Source organism: Roseovarius sp. 10, assembly GCF_033100315.1.
In the GTDB taxonomy this organism is placed as follows: Bacteria; Pseudomonadota; Alphaproteobacteria; order Rhodobacterales; family Rhodobacteraceae; genus M30B80.
Genome location: NZ_JAWLVH010000001.1, coordinates 66,401 through 80,639, shown reverse-complemented (window position 1 = coordinate 80,639; position 14,239 = coordinate 66,401). Strand labels below are relative to the sequence as shown.

Genomic DNA, 14,239 nt, shown 5'->3' with positions numbered 1-14,239 from the left:
CAACGTTAAACTATTCTTTCGAATGGGAGGGCCCAAGGATATGGCCGCGAAACGACCGACCCCCGCATCGAGCGGAAAAACCAAAGCGAAATCAAATGTTTCGCCTGATGAATTGAAAAAATTCTATCGCGAAATGTTGCTGATCCGCAGATTCGAAGAAAAAGCAGGTCAGCTTTACGGCATGGGTTTGATCGGTGGTTTTTGCCATCTCTATATTGGGCAAGAGGCGGTTGTTGTCGGCCTTGAGGCTGCGGCCAGCGAAGGTGACAAACGGATCACCTCCTATCGCGACCACGGGCACATGTTGGCCTGCGGGATGGACGCCAAGGGTGTTATGGCCGAATTGACGGGCCGCATCGGGGGCTATTCCAAGGGCAAAGGCGGCTCGATGCATATGTTCTCGAAAGAGAAACATTTCTACGGCGGCCACGGCATCGTGGGCGCGCAGGTGCCGTTGGGTGCAGGTTTGGCCTTCTCGGACAAATATCGCGGCAATGATCGCGTCACCTTCACCTATTTCGGCGATGGTGCAGCCAACCAAGGTCAGGTCTACGAGACCTATAACATGGCCGAGCTGTGGTCGCTGCCCGTTGTTTTCGTGATTGAGAACAACCAATACGCGATGGGCACCTCGGTGCAGCGTTCAACAAAATCCCCAAGCCTATGGGAGCGCGGCGCGGCCTATGGGATCGCGGGCGAAGAGGTTGACGGGATGGATGTTCTGGCGGTCAAAGATGCGGGGCAACGCGCCGTTGCCTACTGCCGCGCGGGCAAAGGCCCTTACATTCTTGAGGTCAAAACCTATCGCTATCGCGGACATTCGATGTCTGACCCCGCAAAATATCGCACCCGCGAAGAAGTGCAGGAAATGCGCGAAAAGCGCGATGCGATTGAACATGTCCGCCAATTGTTGCTGACGGGCGGTCACGCCTCTGAGGACGACCTCAAGGCGATTGATAAAGAAATCAAAGACATCGTGAATGAGGCGGCCGAATTCTCCAAAGAAAGCCCTGAGCCACCTTTGGATGAATTGTGGACAGATATTTACGCGGACGCGTGAGCGGAAGGAGAGGATAAACCAATGGCAACCGAAATTTTGATGCCCGCCCTTTCGCCAACGATGGAAGAAGGCACTTTGGCCAAATGGCTGGTTAAGGAAGGCGACACCGTGCAAGCAGGTGATATTCTGGCCGAGATTGAAACCGACAAGGCCACAATGGAATTCGAGGCCGTGGATGAAGGCGTGATCGGCAAGATCCTTGTGGCTGAGGGCACTGAAGGGGTGAAGGTCAACACCGCCATCGCCATCATCGGCGAAGCGGGCGAGGATATGAGCGCGACCCCTGCGGCAGCCTCCCCCGCCCCTGCGGCCCCCGTTACAGAAGCGGCACCTGCCGCGCCCGTGGCCGCGGCCCCTGCGGCACCCGTGGCAGATCAAAGCCCCGATTGGCCCGAAGGCACGCCGATGAAAACGCAGACCGTGCGCGAAGCGTTGCGCGATGCCATGGCCGAAGAAATGCGCGGCAATGACAACGTGTTCTTGATGGGCGAAGAGGTCGGTGAATATCAAGGTGCCTATAAGATCAGCCAAGGTTTGTTGGATGAGTTCGGCGCAAAACGCGTGATCGACACCCCCATCACTGAGCATGGCTTTGCAGGGATCGCGGTTGGTGCGGCCTTTGGCGGGCTGAACCCCATCGTGGAGTTCATGACCTTTAACTTTGCCATGCAGGCGATTGACCAGATCATCAACTCGGCGGCAAAGACGCTTTATATGTCGGGCGGTCAGATGGGCTGTCCGATCGTGTTCCGTGGCCCGAACGGCGCCGCCGCCCGCGTGGGCGCACAGCACAGCCAAGATTACGCCGCATGGTATGCGCATATTCCAGGCCTCAAGGTGGTGCAGCCTTATACCGCGGCAGATGCCAAGGGCCTTTTGAAACAGGCTATCCGAGATCCGAACCCCGTGATTTTCCTTGAGAATGAAATTCTCTACGGCAAAACCTTTGAGGTGCCAGATCTACCCGATTTCACCATTCCGTTTGGCAAGGCAAAAATTGCCCGTGCAGGGGATGATGTGACCCTCGTGTCCTTCGGGATCGGCATGACATACGCCATGGAGGCCGCCGAACGCCTGGCCGCTGAGGGCATTTCTGCTGAGGTGATCGACCTGCGCACATTGCGCCCCTTGGATTACGGCACGGTTTTGGCCTCTGTTCAAAAAACCAACCGCTGCGTGACGATCGAAGAAGGCTTCCCTGTGGCCTCCATCGGCAATCACATCTCGGCATATCTGATGCAGAACGCCTTTGATTATCTCGATGCGCCCGTGATCAATTGCACGGGTAAAGATGTGCCAATGCCCTATGCGGCGAACCTTGAGAAACTGGCCCTTGTCACCACCGATGAAGTGGTCGCAGCGGTCAAATCTGTAACCTATCGCTAAGGAGGGGCTGATTATGGCAACCGAAATTCTAATGCCCGCCCTGTCGCCCACAATGGAAGAGGGCACATTGGCGAAATGGTTGGTCAAAGAGGGCGACACTGTGCAAGCAGGCGACCTCTTGGCCGAGATTGAAACCGACAAAGCCACGATGGAATTTGAGGCCGTGGATGAAGGCGTGATTGGCAAGATCCTTGTGGCTGAGGGCACCGAAGGGGTGAAGGTCAACACCGCCATCGCGATCATCGGCGAAGCGGGCGAGGATATGAGCGCGGCACCCGCCGCTGCGGCCCCTGCCCCTGCGGCATCTGCACCCGCAGCCCAAGCAGCCCCTGCGACACCTGCAACCCCCACCCCTGCACCTGCGGCCCCTAAGGCAGAAGGCGCACGGGTTTTTGCCTCACCGCTTGCGCGGCGGATTGCGGCGGAAAAGGGCATCGACCTGACCCAAGTGAAGGGCACAGGCCCACATGGGCGGATCGTGAAGGCCGATGTCGAAAGTGGCAAGGCGGTGGCATCTGCCCCCACGGCGACAGCGGCACCTGTGCAAAGCGCGCCCGCTCTGCCCGCCTCGCCTGGTGCAGATCAGATCAAGAAAATCTACGAAGGCCGCGATTATGAAGAAGTGGCTTTGGATGGGATGCGCAAAACTGTTGCCGCGCGCCTCACCGAAGCCAAGCAAACCATCCCGCATTTCTATCTGCGCCGCGATATTCGGATCGACAACTTACTTGCCTTCCGCGGCCAGCTGAACACGCAATTGGCTGCGCGCGATGTCAAGCTTTCGGTCAATGATTTCATCATCAAGGCCTGTGCCCTTGCCCTGCAGGAAGTGCCAGATGCCAATGCGGTTTGGGCGGGGGATCGTATCCTCAAGCTGAAACCGTCTGATGTTGCGGTGGCTGTGGCAATTGAAGGTGGGCTGTTCACGCCTGTCCTAAAAGATGCGGATCAAAAATCCCTGTCGCGCTTGTCGGCCGAGATGAAGGATCTGGCCGCACGCGCGCGGTCTAAGAAACTCGCCCCGCATGAATATCAGGGCGGCAGTTTCGCAATTTCCAATTTGGGTATGTTCGGGGTCGATAATTTCGATGCTGTTATCAACCCGCCCCATGGTGCGATTTTGGCGGTTGGTGCAGGGGTGAAAAAGCCTGTCGTCAGCGAGGATGGCGCGGTGCAAGTGGCGACTGTGATGTCGGTCACGCTTTCCGTGGATCACCGCGCGATTGATGGCGCACTTGGGGCAGAATTACTGGCCTCGATTGTGCGCAATCTGGAAAACCCAATGGCGATGCTGGCCTAACAGCTTCCGACATTCGGACAAGGGCGCGCAGGGTGAAAGCCTTGCGCGCCTTTTTATTTGGGCAATTCAATCTCGCGCCATGCGGCAGGGGGCAGGTCACCCAAAACCCAATCCCCGATTTGCCACCGAACAAGCCGCAAAACAGGCAAACCCACATGGGCGCACATCCGCCGCACTTGGCGGTTGCGTCCCTCGGTAATGGTGAGGCGCAGCCAATGATCTGGCACAGTTTGACGAAAACGCACAGGCGGCACACGCGGCCAGAGCCAGTCAGGCTCGGCCACCTGCGCAACCTCGGCAGGGCGTGTTGGCCCATCTTTTAGAGTAATCCCTGCGCGCAATGCGGCAACGGCATCGGGGTTTGGCGCGCCCTCTACCATCGCATAATAGGTCTTTGGCAATTTGGCGGCAGGGCTTGTGATCTGCGCTTGCAATCGGCCATCATTGGTCAACAGCAACAGCCCTTCGCTGTCGCGATCCAACCGCCCCGCAGGATAAAGGCCAGGCAGATCCAAATAATCAGAAAGCCCCCGCCAATGACCATCGGGCGAAAATTGGCTGAGGACATCCATGGGCTTGTTAAAAGCCACAAGCCGCCTTGGCCCCTCAAACGTCTTGCGGGGGCGCGGCCGATTTGTGCGCCGCCTCAATGCGCCTCCGCCCAATTTTTACCCTGCCCTGCATCCACGACCAACGGCACAGATAGATGCAAAACGGGGCTTGCCGCGCTTTCCATAACATCGCGGGCGCGGGCAATCAGGGCGTCCACCGCGCCCTCATCCACCTCAAAGACCAATTCATCATGCACCTGCAACAACATGGTTGCAGGCAAATCTGCGATTGCCTGATCCATGCGGATCATCGCGCGGCGGATAATATCGGCCGCGGTGCCTTGGATGGGCGCGTTGATGGCCGCGCGCTGCGCAAAGCCTGCGGCGGGGCCTTTCGCCTCGATATCGGGTGTATGAATTTTGCGGCCAAACAAGGTTTGCACATAGCGGTGCGATTTGGCGAATTCCTTGGTCGCGGTCATATAATCACGGATGCCCGGGAAACGCTCAAAATAGCGGTCGATAAACCCTTGCGCCTCGGCGCGTGGGATCCGCAAATTGCGCGCAAGACCAAAGCCAGAAATGCCATAAATGACCCCAAAATTGATTGCCTTGGCCTGACGGCGAATGTCAGAGGTCATTTGATCCAGTGGGATGCCGAACATTTCAGATGCGGTTGCAGCGTGAATGTCTTGCCCTTCGCGGAAGGCCTGTTTCAATGCATCAATCCCCGCAATCTCGGCCAAAATGCGCAATTCGATTTGGCTATAATCCAAACTGACCAAAACGCGCCCCTCAGGGGCCACAAAGGCCTCGCGGATGCGGCGACCTTCTTCGCTGCGGATAGGAATATTTTGCAGGTTCGGATCGGTTGAGGCCAGACGGCCCGTATTCGCGCCCGCAATGACGTAGGAGGTATGCACGCGGCCCGTCTCGGGGTTGATATGATCTTGCAACGCATCGGTATAGGTCGATTTCAGCTTGGCAATCTGGCGCCAATCCAACAGGCGCGCAGGCAATTCGTGACCTGCGGCGGCGAGATCCTCGAGGATATCCGCCCCCGTGGAATAGGCCCCCGTCTTACCCTTTTTGCCCCCTTCAAGGCCCATCTTGTCGAACAAGATTTCACCAAGCTGTTTGGGGCTCGCCAGATTAAACGCCTCGCCCGCCAATTCATGCGCTTCGGCCTCGAGCGCCGCCATTTTCTGCGCAAAGGCGTTTGACATACGGCTCAGCACATCGCGGTCAACGCAGACCCCTGCCATTTCCATACGCGCCAAAACGGGCACAAGTGGGCGTTCTAGCGTTTCATAAACCCGTGTCACCTGGACCTGATGCAACTGAGGCTTGAACACCTGCCACAGGCGCAAGGTGATATCGGCATCCTCCGCCGCATAGGGGGCTGCATCCTCAATCTTGACCAAGTCAAAGGTGATTGCGGCCTTGCCCGCCCCAAGCAGGGTTTTAATCGGGATCGGTTCATGATCGAGATAGCGCGCAGAGAGCGCATCCATCCCATGCCCGTGCAACCCGCCATGCAGCGCATAGGACATCAACATCGTGTCATCAATTGGCGCGACCTTGATCCCGTATCGGGCCAAGATTTTCGCGTCATATTTCATATTTTGCCCGATTTTGACAATGGCCTCATCCTCGAACACGGGGCGCAATGCATCTAGGGCTGTGACAAGCGGCATTTGCCCCTCGACCAATGCGGCGCTGGCAAAGAGATCATCCCCGCCCGCGCGGTGTTGCAGCGGGATATAACAGGCGCGCCCTGCCTTTGTGGCCAAGGACACGCCAACCAATTCGGCGCGCATTTCATCTAGGGCGGTTGTCTCGGTATCAATCGCAATGAACCCTTGCGCGCGCGCCGCCTCAAGCCACGGGGTGAGGGCCTCAAGCGTTGTGATTGTCTCATACTGGCCATGATCAAAGGCAGGGAATTCTGGTGTGGCAGGGGCCGCCCCGCCCGAAGGCGCAGGGGCCGCGGCGCTCGTCTGAATTTCAGGGGCCTCAACCCCCAAATGATCCGCGACACGCTTGGTCAGGCTGCGAAACTCCATCGCGGCCAGAAATTGCATCAGCGTCTCTGGTTCGGGGTCTTTAACCTCTAAATCGTCAAGGGTGATCTCAAGCGGCACTTGATCATCAAGACTGACCAATTGCCGCGACAATCGAATTTGATCGGCAAATTCAATCAGCGCCTCCCGCCGCTTGGGCTGTTTGATTTCCTCGGCCCGCGCCAGAAGCGTGTCCAAATCGCCATATTCATTAATCAAAAGCGCGGCTGTTTTAATGCCGATGCCAGGCGCGCCGGGAATATTGTCAACACTATCCCCCGCCAAGGATTGCACATCAATCACCCGCTCAGGCCCGACCCCAAATTTTGCAAAAACACCTTCGGCATCAATGCGCGCATTTTTCATCGCATCGAACATCTCGACCCCACCGCCGACAAGCTGCATCAGGTCTTTATCCGATGAGATAATCGTGCAGCGCCCCCCTGCCTCGCGCGCTTGCCGCGCAAGGGTGGCGATGATGTCATCCGCCTCGTATCCCTCCAACTCCAGACAGGCGAGGTTGAACGCTCGCGTGGCCTCGCGGGTCAGCGGCATTTGCGGGCGCAAATCCTCGGGCATAGCATCACGATTGGCTTTGTAGAGATCGTATAGATCATTGCGGAACGTGTGGCTGCCTTTGTCAAACACCACCGCCGCATGGGTCGGCCCGTCAGAGCCGCCATTCTCAACAATCATTTTCAAAAGCATATTGCAAAAGCCCGACACCGCCCCGATGGGCAGGCCATCGGATTTGCGCGTCAGCGGCGGCAGCGCGTGATAGGCCCGAAAAATAAAGGCCGAGCCATCAACGAGATGAAGGTGGCACCCTTTGCTAAATCCGCTCATATTCACACCGCGCTTGTTTCTGGGGTCTTGCTTCCCCTGTTCTAGCGCAGCATCAGGCGGGATGCGACCCGAAAGCGGTGCTTAGGACTTGGCCTTTTTGGCGGCGCTTTCGTGAATGAACATTTTGTCACAATAGCCACATTCGACACGGCCCGATTCATGCGGAATGGACAGCCACACCCGTGGATGACCCAAGGCCCCCTGCCCGCCATCGCAGGCCACACGCCATTGGCTGACAATCTCGGTTTCTGGGGCGTCCATGGTCATTGAGCCGTTCCTCCTGTCCTGTCTGTCTGCGCGCGATGCGCGCGGGCTGCTTGCCCTAGCCGTAGCATAGGCTTACATCTGCCTCATATCGCAGTTTGCCTCTCATCGGGCAAGAGGAGACAGGACAATGCCACGCGAAAACGCCATCGAGTTGCGCAATTTGCGCAAGACCTACGCGGCCAGTGCGCGCAGCCCTGCCAAAGAGGCGCTGAAGGGCGTTGATCTCGACATTCCGCGCGGGTCTATTTTTGGGCTTTTAGGGCCAAATGGCGCGGGCAAATCCACGATGATCAATATTTTGGCGGGGCTTGTGACCAAGACCTCAGGCCAAGTGACAATTTGGGGGTTTGATCAGGACAAAAACCCGCGCCAATCGCGCGCCTCTATCGGGGTGATGCCCCAAGAATTGAACATCGACCCGTTTTTCACCCCCCGCGCGGCATTGGATGTGCAGGCAGGGTTATATGGAATGCCAAAATCGCAACGCGATGTTGAGGGGGTTTTGCGCCTCATTGGGCTTGAGGATAAGGCCGAAGCCTATGCCCGCACCCTATCAGGTGGGATGCGGCGCAGATTGCTGCTTGGCAAAGCATTGATCCATAACCCCCATGTGCTGGTCTTGGATGAACCAACCGCAGGGGTCGATATTGAATTGCGTCAAATGTTATGGGCCAATGTGCGCCGCCTGAATGAAGAGCGCGGCATGACCATCATTCTCACCACCCATTACCTCGAAGAAGCCGAGGAGATGTGCGATGAAATCGCCATCATCAACCATGGCGCGGTGATCGCACGCGACCGCACCGAAAACTTACTGGCGCAGATGGATCAAAAAAGCCTTGTGATCTTGCCAGAAGGGCCAAGCGATGCTGTCACCGCCCCGCAAGGCGTAACACTTGAGCGGCGCAGCGATGGCGCATTGGTCTTTAGCTATAGCCGCGCCAAAACTAGCCCTGCCGCGATTTTAGACAGTCTGCGGGTTGCGGGCGTGGGCATTCGTGACGTGAAAACCCAAGAACCCGATTTGCAGGATGTCTTTGTCTCGCTCACGCAATCAGCCTGAGCGCTGCGCCAACAAGGGCCCTAAAGCCGCCCCACCCAAAAGATGCAGGTGATAATGCGGCACTTCTTGTCCACCATGATCGCCCGCGTTAGAGATGACGCGATAGCCCTGCCCGCCTTCAGCCAAGGACAGGCCAAGCTCTTTGCACAGCCGCCCCGTTAGGCGCACAAAATCCAAGATTTCCGCGTCTGACGCGTTTTGTGCAAAATCATCATAGGTCACATAGGCCCCTTTCGGGATCACCAGAATATGGGTCGGCGCCTGTGGCCCGATATCGTGAAAGGCCAAACAATGATCAGTCTCAGCGACCGTGTTGTTTGGAATTTCCCCGCGCAGGATTTTGGCAAAGATATTCTGCGGATCGTACTCATGCGGCATGTGTTGCGGCCCCCTTTTGGCATTGGCGTTTGGCAGGGGTTAGTCGTCAAACAAATGCGGCGTGTTCAACAGCCCCTGCGCCCGTTCCTGCGATATGGTGAAGAATTGCGCAAGCGCCTGCAAGTTCTCATCGCTGTTGCGTGATTGGCGGATGATGTAATGCGGATCAAACCCTGCCTCCAAAAGCTGAATTTCTTGGTGTTGGAATTCATAGCGCAAAACGGGCAGCATCCGATCCATCACCTCCTGCGGGGCATCGGCACTGGCCAGACCCACGCGATAGGCATGACCGCGCAGGTAATCATCGTCAAAATCGCATTTGATCTCCAAAATGGCGGACTTCGCACGGTCATTCATCACATCCCTAATCCATTCGATATTATTGGGATCAAGACAGATGATCAGGCGGTCGGACTGGTAATAATCAAATAACATCCGCAACAAGGCGCGCCTGTGGCGATTGCGCTTTTTTAAGGTGCGCTCAATGCCGCCCAAATGCGGCAAGCCGCAATCTTCCTCGTCATAGAGATATTCCACGGCGGGAATGCCAAGCGTGTCTTTGGCGCTGTGCAGCAGTCGTTTGGCCACATGCCATTTCTTGCACACGATCATCAGAACCTCGCGCCCCTGCCCGATGGAGCCATCCCGTTCCCAGAACCGCGGCGCAAAGCGTTGCCCGATCCGCCCCCGTTCACGCAAGAATTTATAAAGCCGCCGCCCCCCATGCGAGATCACAAAATTCGTCTCGCCTGAGGCCCAGAGTTTCGACAAAGCCTCGCGCAGAAACGATGCTTCGGCACTGATTTTTCGGGCAAAAATATAATCCTGCGCCAAAAGCATCTGCAAATGGTCGTTATAAAACGTGGCGGGCATCCCGTAATCTGAGAACATCAAAAAGGTCAAAGTGCGCCGCTCAATCTCGCGATCTGGGACAAGATGATTGACCAAGGTTTGAAAGAACGTCTCGTCAGGGATCCATGTATATTTGAAGAACCGCATCACATCGGGGCGGGCTGCGCAAAACCCAAGGATTTTTTCGATTGTATCACGGCGCAAACACCACCATTGCGACCCGATCATCACATCCAAATCACGCGGAATTCTGCGCTTTAGACGCAATGCCCGTTGCAGGCGTAACGCCGCATAAAACAGAGGCTTGCTTTCGCGCTCATTGAAGAAATGGCGATAATAAAGCCGCTCCTCCTTGATGCCTGTTTGAATCCAACCTGATTTGAAGAAATCAAAGCTTTCGATGAAATCCTTGTTTTGTGCGGCAAGGAAATTGCGCGCATAGGCAGCAGATTTGATGGCCATGCAATCGCCCGACACCATATAAAAATGCGTGGCTTTGGGAAAGGCAGACACCGCCGCGTGCACCGCATTTAGCGTGGCGCGCACAAGGCTCCATTCCCCCCAACCGCATTTGACACGCTTTTGCGCAAAGGCCACAGAAGGATTGCCTGCGAAACGCGTGGTCAGCGCCGTGTAATCCGCGGCATCTGCATTGGCGTCAAAATGCACCGCCACATAGTCCCCAGTCGCCGTCAGACCCTCGATTTGCTCGATGATCTGCTTGGGGTTCTTGTGACATAGTAGAATGAAAGCGATGCGCACCATAGCGGGCCTGCCCTGCCGTCTCTTCTTTTTTCTTCTATATATTGTTAATACCTAAATTATATTGAATAAATAGCCCAAGTTGGATTTCAAGCCACGGGCGCAGAGAAAAGCCAAAGAATAGGGCGTAAAGTTCGAGGAAGAGATTATGGGTTTCCCAGGCACATGGATGACGGAAAGCGGGTCAATGATTTATCGGGTTGTGCCCAAATGCGCCTGCTCAAGCATCGGCCAAATCATGTTTTACTCAGATCATGGCCGCTTTTTTGATGGGGACATCCATGATGCAGGCGAAGGGTTGCACAAATGGGCGCAAGAGCATTCTCAGCCCATCATCGAGGCGGGCGTGACAGCGCAAAACACCCTGACCTTCACCTGTGTGCGCAACCCCTATACCCGCATTCTTTCCAGTTTCTTTGACAAAATTTGCGGCATCCAACGCAATGGCAATCGGTATCGCGGCAATCTCGTGCCGCAAGTCATGCAGCGCTACGGGGTCGAGGTGGGCGGTGATGATGGCAAACAAGAGTTCGACCAAATCGCCAGTTTCCGCCGATTTTTACTGTTTGCGCGCGACACGATCCGTTTTCGCAAACCCATGGAACCTGACATTCATTGGTCAGCCATGTCAGGTCACATCTCAACCCTGATTGCCAATGGCGGACGTTACAACCAGATTTTCTGGACGGAGCATTTCGATCAAGGGATGCAGCAGGTTCTGGACGCTGTAGAAACACCTGTTTCAGTCAATCTGGCGGATGTGCCGCGCTTTAACGAATCCGAAGGGCACGGCCCCAAGCGCGCCCATCCTGTTGAGGATTATTTTGACGATCTGTCGATGCATCTGGTCTATGAAATCTACAAACGGGATTTTCAGTTGTTCAAATATGACTTTGAAAACCCCGCCAATAAGATGCCCATTGGCGAGATTGATCTAGACGAGGTGCACGCCAAACTGGGCGATTGATCAGATCAAGTTTTGATCAGCGAATACCGCACGCAGGCTGCGCTTGGGGCGCGGGCCGATTTGGGCGATCACCTCTGCCGCCGCAGCCACACCCATCTCGCCTGCGCGCACAATGCCAACATCCATCGCCATCCCGCCCAAGAACCCCGCGGCGAATTGGTCGCCCGCCCCTGTTGCATCCACAGGGGTGACGGGGGTTACGGCAACTTCGTAACGCGTGCCTTGGTGAATGATCTTCACCGCTTCGCCCGAATGGGTGCAGACAATCAGCCCACAAGCCCCTGCTGCCTCAGCCAAGGCCGCGTCAAGATCGCTGGTCTGATAGAGCGACAGCCATTCTTCATGGTTGCCAATGGTGAAATCCATACCTTGCGCAATCAGATTGCGAAAATCATCGCGGTGCCTGTCCACACAAAACGGATCAGAGAGGGTGATCCCAACTTTGCCTCCGCCCGCGCGGCAGGCCTGACCTGCAAGGGTAAAGGCGGACTTGCCTTCGGGCTTGTCATAGAGATAGCCCTCCAAAAACATCCAGCGCGCGGCTTTGGCAGTGTCGACATCCACATCTGCCTCGTTAAAATCAGCGCCTGCGCCAAGATATGTATTCATCGAGCGCTCACCATCTGGTGAGACAAAAATCATCGAGCGCGATGTAGGCGGCAAATCCGTGTCCGCCACGGGCGGGTTGGGAAAATCACTGCCATCGGCACGCATGCCATCTGCGTAAAATCGGCCCAACTCATCGTCTTTGACCTTACCCAAAAACGCAGTTTTCAGTCCCAAACTGGCCGCACCTGCGATTGTATTGGCCACCGATCCGCCAGCGGTCTGCACACGATCCGTCATCGCGGCATAAAGCGTCTCAGCGCGATCCTTATCGATCAATTGCATAATGCCCTTGTCAATTCCCATGTCAGCCAAAAACGCGTCATTGCCATGTGCAATCACATCAACAATGGCATTCCCGATGCCGACCAGATCATAGGTTTTGCTCATTGGGTTTTTTCCTCGAATTGACACAAGTCTTTGATGGGGCAGGCCCCGCATTTGGGTTTGCGCGCCACGCAGATATAGCGACCATGCAAGATCAGCCAGTGATGGGCATGCAGCTGGTATGGGGCGGGGACATGATCCTCAATCGCGCGCTCAACCGCATCCACCGACTTGCCAACGGCAATGCCCGTTCGATTGCCCACGCGGAAAATATGCGTATCCACCGCCTGCGCGGGCTGCCGCCACCACATGTTCAAGACCACATTCGCGGTTTTGCGCCCTACCCCTGGCAACGCCTGAAGCGCGGCGCGCGAGGCAGGCACGACACCATCATATTCTTCGACCAAGATTTGCGCCATCTTGATCACATTCTTGGCCTTGTTGCGATAAAGCCCGATGGTCTTGATATGTTCAATCAGACCCGCTTCGCCCAGCTCCAGCATTTTCTGCGGGGTATCCGCGATCTGAAAGAGCTTTGCAGTGGCGCGGTTCACGCCTGCATCTGTGGCCTGTGCAGACAGGGCAACAGCCACTAAAAGCGTGTAGACATTGACATGGTTCAGCTCTCCCTTGGGTTCAGGTTCAGCCGCCTCAAAGCGGGAAAAGATTTCGACAAGGGTGCTGTAATCCAATTGGCGTGCCATGGCCTCTTGTGGCGATTGGGGCGCGCGGGCGCAAGCCCTGTTGAAGGGCTTTTGCGCAAGTTTCGGGTCGCGCGGCACCAAAGCCTCGCGTAGGTTTAGCATAGGCACAACAGAGCACATAGGGACGAAGGCGCGCGATGAAGACCACCGAAAGTGAAACCGAGTATCACTATGGCGTCATTGCCCGCGCCATCGCCCTTATTGATGAAAACCCTGCTGCGGCCAGTAACCTTGACCATCTGGCCGCGAAAATCGGCCTGAGCCCTGCGCATTTGCAGCGAGTTTTTTCGCGCTATGCGGGCATCTCACCCAAACGCTATGCGCAATTCCTGACGCTTGGCCATGCAAAATCGCTTTTGACCACGCGCCACAGCACGCTTGAAACAGCCGTGCTGACGGGGCTTTCTGGCACGGGCAGGCTTTATGACTTATTCCTGCGATGGGAGGCCATGGCCCCAGGTGACTATGCCAAAGGCGGCGCAGGCCTGACCCTGCGCTACGGATGGTTTGACAGCGCCTTTGGCCCCGCTTTGATCGTTGCATCAGATCGCGGGATTTGCGGGCTTGGCTTTGCCGCCGAGATCGGGGAAGCGGCCTGTTTGGCGGATATGGCAAGACGTTGGCCCAAAGCCGATTTGCAGCATGACCAAGCGGCCATCGCCCCATGGGCCAATGCCGCCCTAAGCGCCAAGGGCGAGGCGTCTTTGCACCTAATAGGCGCCCCGTTTCAGATTAAGGTATGGGAGGCGCTGATGAATGTGCCCGCAGGCCATGTCACCACCTATTCCGAAATTGCAGGGGCCATTGGCGCGCCAAAGGCGGTCAGGGCGGTTGGCACGGTGGTGGGACGCAATCCCATCTCGCTGCTTATTCCCTGCCATCGGGCCTTGCGCAAATCGGGCGAGATGGGGGGCTATCATTGGGGCCTGCCCGTCAAACGCGCGATGTTGGCATGGGAAACCGCCGCCTTTGAGGCGCAGGGATAAACCTCACGCGCCTCTCACGTCTGCGCGAGGCTTTGCCGATGAGAGGCTTGCCCGCTTTCTTTTGTGTCCAGGCAAAGCTATGATGAGCGCACGAGCAAATAACCAAGAAAGAAGGTGTTCC

13 protein-coding genes are annotated in these 14,239 nt (G+C 56.4%); 6 read left to right on the top strand and 7 right to left on the bottom strand.

Translation table 11 applies throughout. The features are described 5' to 3' along the window. The first annotated feature begins 40 nt into the window (after nt 1-40). The 3 genes from pdhA to RYZ18_RS00365 are packed head-to-tail and all read left to right on the top strand — an operon-like array spanning nt 41 to nt 3,746. Nucleotides 41-1,060 carry a pyruvate dehydrogenase (acetyl-transferring) E1 component subunit alpha gene (gene pdhA / locus RYZ18_RS00375; protein ID WP_317654349.1) on the top strand — a complete coding sequence of 340 codons (1,020 nt, stop codon included), beginning with the start codon at nt 41-43 and terminating at the stop codon, nt 1,058-1,060. Between the two features lie 21 nt (nt 1,061-1,081). Continuing rightward, on the top strand, nt 1,082-2,446 hold the full coding sequence (locus tag RYZ18_RS00370) for a pyruvate dehydrogenase complex E1 component subunit beta (protein ID WP_317654348.1): 1,365 nt from the start codon (nt 1,082-1,084) through the stop codon (nt 2,444-2,446). 13 nt (nt 2,447-2,459) lie between these two features. Beyond that, complete coding sequence (locus RYZ18_RS00365) at nt 2,460-3,746, top strand: pyruvate dehydrogenase complex dihydrolipoamide acetyltransferase (RefSeq protein WP_317654347.1); 1,287 nt, start codon at nt 2,460-2,462, stop codon at nt 3,744-3,746. A gap of 53 nt (nt 3,747-3,799) precedes the next feature. On the opposite strand, the gene RYZ18_RS00360 is transcribed toward RYZ18_RS00365, so the two are convergent. The 3 genes from RYZ18_RS00360 to RYZ18_RS00350 form a co-directional block, all read right to left on the bottom strand. After that, nucleotides 3,800-4,336 carry a pseudouridine synthase gene (locus tag RYZ18_RS00360; protein WP_317654346.1) on the bottom strand — a complete coding sequence of 179 codons (537 nt, stop codon included), beginning with the start codon at nt 4,334-4,336 and terminating at the stop codon, nt 3,800-3,802. 56 nt (nt 4,337-4,392) lie between these two features. Further along, nucleotides 4,393-7,206, bottom strand: a complete 2,814-nt coding sequence (polA, locus tag RYZ18_RS00355; protein ID WP_317654345.1) for a DNA polymerase I — start codon at nt 7,204-7,206, stop codon at nt 4,393-4,395. 81 nt (nt 7,207-7,287) lie between these two features. Beyond that, complete coding sequence (locus RYZ18_RS00350; protein ID WP_317654344.1) at nt 7,288-7,473, bottom strand: zinc-finger domain-containing protein; 186 nt, start codon at nt 7,471-7,473, stop codon at nt 7,288-7,290. A gap of 127 nt (nt 7,474-7,600) precedes the next feature. On the opposite strand from RYZ18_RS00350, the gene RYZ18_RS00345 reads away from it, so the two are divergent. Further along, nucleotides 7,601-8,536, top strand: coding sequence for an ABC transporter ATP-binding protein (locus RYZ18_RS00345; RefSeq protein WP_317654343.1), 936 nt, complete (start codon nt 7,601-7,603; stop codon nt 8,534-8,536). Here RYZ18_RS00345 and RYZ18_RS00340 read toward each other — a convergent pair. Further along, entirely contained in the window at nt 8,528-8,914 is a 387-nt protein-coding gene (locus tag RYZ18_RS00340) for a histidine triad nucleotide-binding protein (protein ID WP_317654342.1), read from the bottom strand. The genes RYZ18_RS00345 and RYZ18_RS00340 overlap by 9 nt on opposite strands. Before the next feature lie 39 nt (nt 8,915-8,953). Further along, a complete protein-coding gene (locus tag RYZ18_RS00335; protein ID WP_317654341.1) occupies nt 8,954-10,531 on the bottom strand; it encodes a DUF5928 domain-containing protein in 1,578 nt (525 codons plus the stop codon). Nucleotides 10,532-10,676: 145 nt separating this feature from the next. On the opposite strand from RYZ18_RS00335, the gene RYZ18_RS00330 reads away from it, so the two are divergent. Continuing rightward, the gene (locus RYZ18_RS00330) at nt 10,677-11,495 is read left to right on the top strand and encodes a sulfotransferase family protein (RefSeq protein ID WP_317654340.1); all 819 of its coding nucleotides are present in this window, start codon (nt 10,677-10,679) and stop codon (nt 11,493-11,495) included. Here RYZ18_RS00330 and RYZ18_RS00325 read toward each other — a convergent pair whose 3' ends face one another. Together RYZ18_RS00325 and nth are read right to left on the bottom strand one after the other, a co-directional pair. Beyond that, nucleotides 11,496-12,491, bottom strand: coding sequence for an adenosine kinase (locus RYZ18_RS00325; RefSeq protein ID WP_317654339.1), 996 nt, complete (start codon nt 12,489-12,491; stop codon nt 11,496-11,498). It lies immediately after the preceding gene. Next, entirely contained in the window at nt 12,488-13,132 is a 645-nt protein-coding gene (gene nth, locus RYZ18_RS00320; protein ID WP_317655773.1) for an endonuclease III, read from the bottom strand. The genes RYZ18_RS00325 and nth overlap by 4 nt, the downstream gene beginning before the upstream one ends. A 137-nt stretch (nt 13,133-13,269) precedes the next feature. Between nth and RYZ18_RS00315 the strand changes: the two genes are divergently transcribed. Then, a complete protein-coding gene (locus tag RYZ18_RS00315) occupies nt 13,270-14,118 on the top strand; it encodes a bifunctional helix-turn-helix domain-containing protein/methylated-DNA--[protein]-cysteine S-methyltransferase (protein ID WP_317654338.1) in 849 nt (282 codons plus the stop codon). Nucleotides 14,119-14,239 lie beyond the last annotated feature (121 nt).

Coding starts and splice junctions, on each gene's coding strand:
- pdhA (WP_317654349.1), top strand. CDS start 41: ATGGCCGCGAAACGACCGACCCCCGCATCGAGCGGAAAAACCAAAGCG.
- RYZ18_RS00370 (WP_317654348.1), top strand. CDS start 1,082: ATGGCAACCGAAATTTTGATGCCCGCCCTTTCGCCAACGATGGAAGAA.
- RYZ18_RS00365 (WP_317654347.1), top strand. CDS start 2,460: ATGGCAACCGAAATTCTAATGCCCGCCCTGTCGCCCACAATGGAAGAG.
- polA (WP_317654345.1), bottom strand. CDS start 7,206: ATGAGCGGATTTAGCAAAGGGTGCCACCTTCATCTCGTTGATGGCTCG.
- RYZ18_RS00350 (WP_317654344.1), bottom strand. CDS start 7,473: ATGACCATGGACGCCCCAGAAACCGAGATTGTCAGCCAATGGCGTGTG.
- RYZ18_RS00345 (WP_317654343.1), top strand. CDS start 7,601: ATGCCACGCGAAAACGCCATCGAGTTGCGCAATTTGCGCAAGACCTAC.
- RYZ18_RS00340 (WP_317654342.1), bottom strand. CDS start 8,914: ATGCCGCATGAGTACGATCCGCAGAATATCTTTGCCAAAATCCTGCGC.
- RYZ18_RS00335 (WP_317654341.1), bottom strand. CDS start 10,531: ATGGTGCGCATCGCTTTCATTCTACTATGTCACAAGAACCCCAAGCAG.
- RYZ18_RS00330 (WP_317654340.1), top strand. CDS start 10,677: ATGGGTTTCCCAGGCACATGGATGACGGAAAGCGGGTCAATGATTTAT.
- RYZ18_RS00325 (WP_317654339.1), bottom strand. CDS start 12,491: ATGAGCAAAACCTATGATCTGGTCGGCATCGGGAATGCCATTGTTGAT.
- nth (WP_317655773.1), bottom strand. CDS start 13,132: ATGGCACGCCAATTGGATTACAGCACCCTTGTCGAAATCTTTTCCCGC.
- RYZ18_RS00315 (WP_317654338.1), top strand. CDS start 13,270: ATGAAGACCACCGAAAGTGAAACCGAGTATCACTATGGCGTCATTGCC.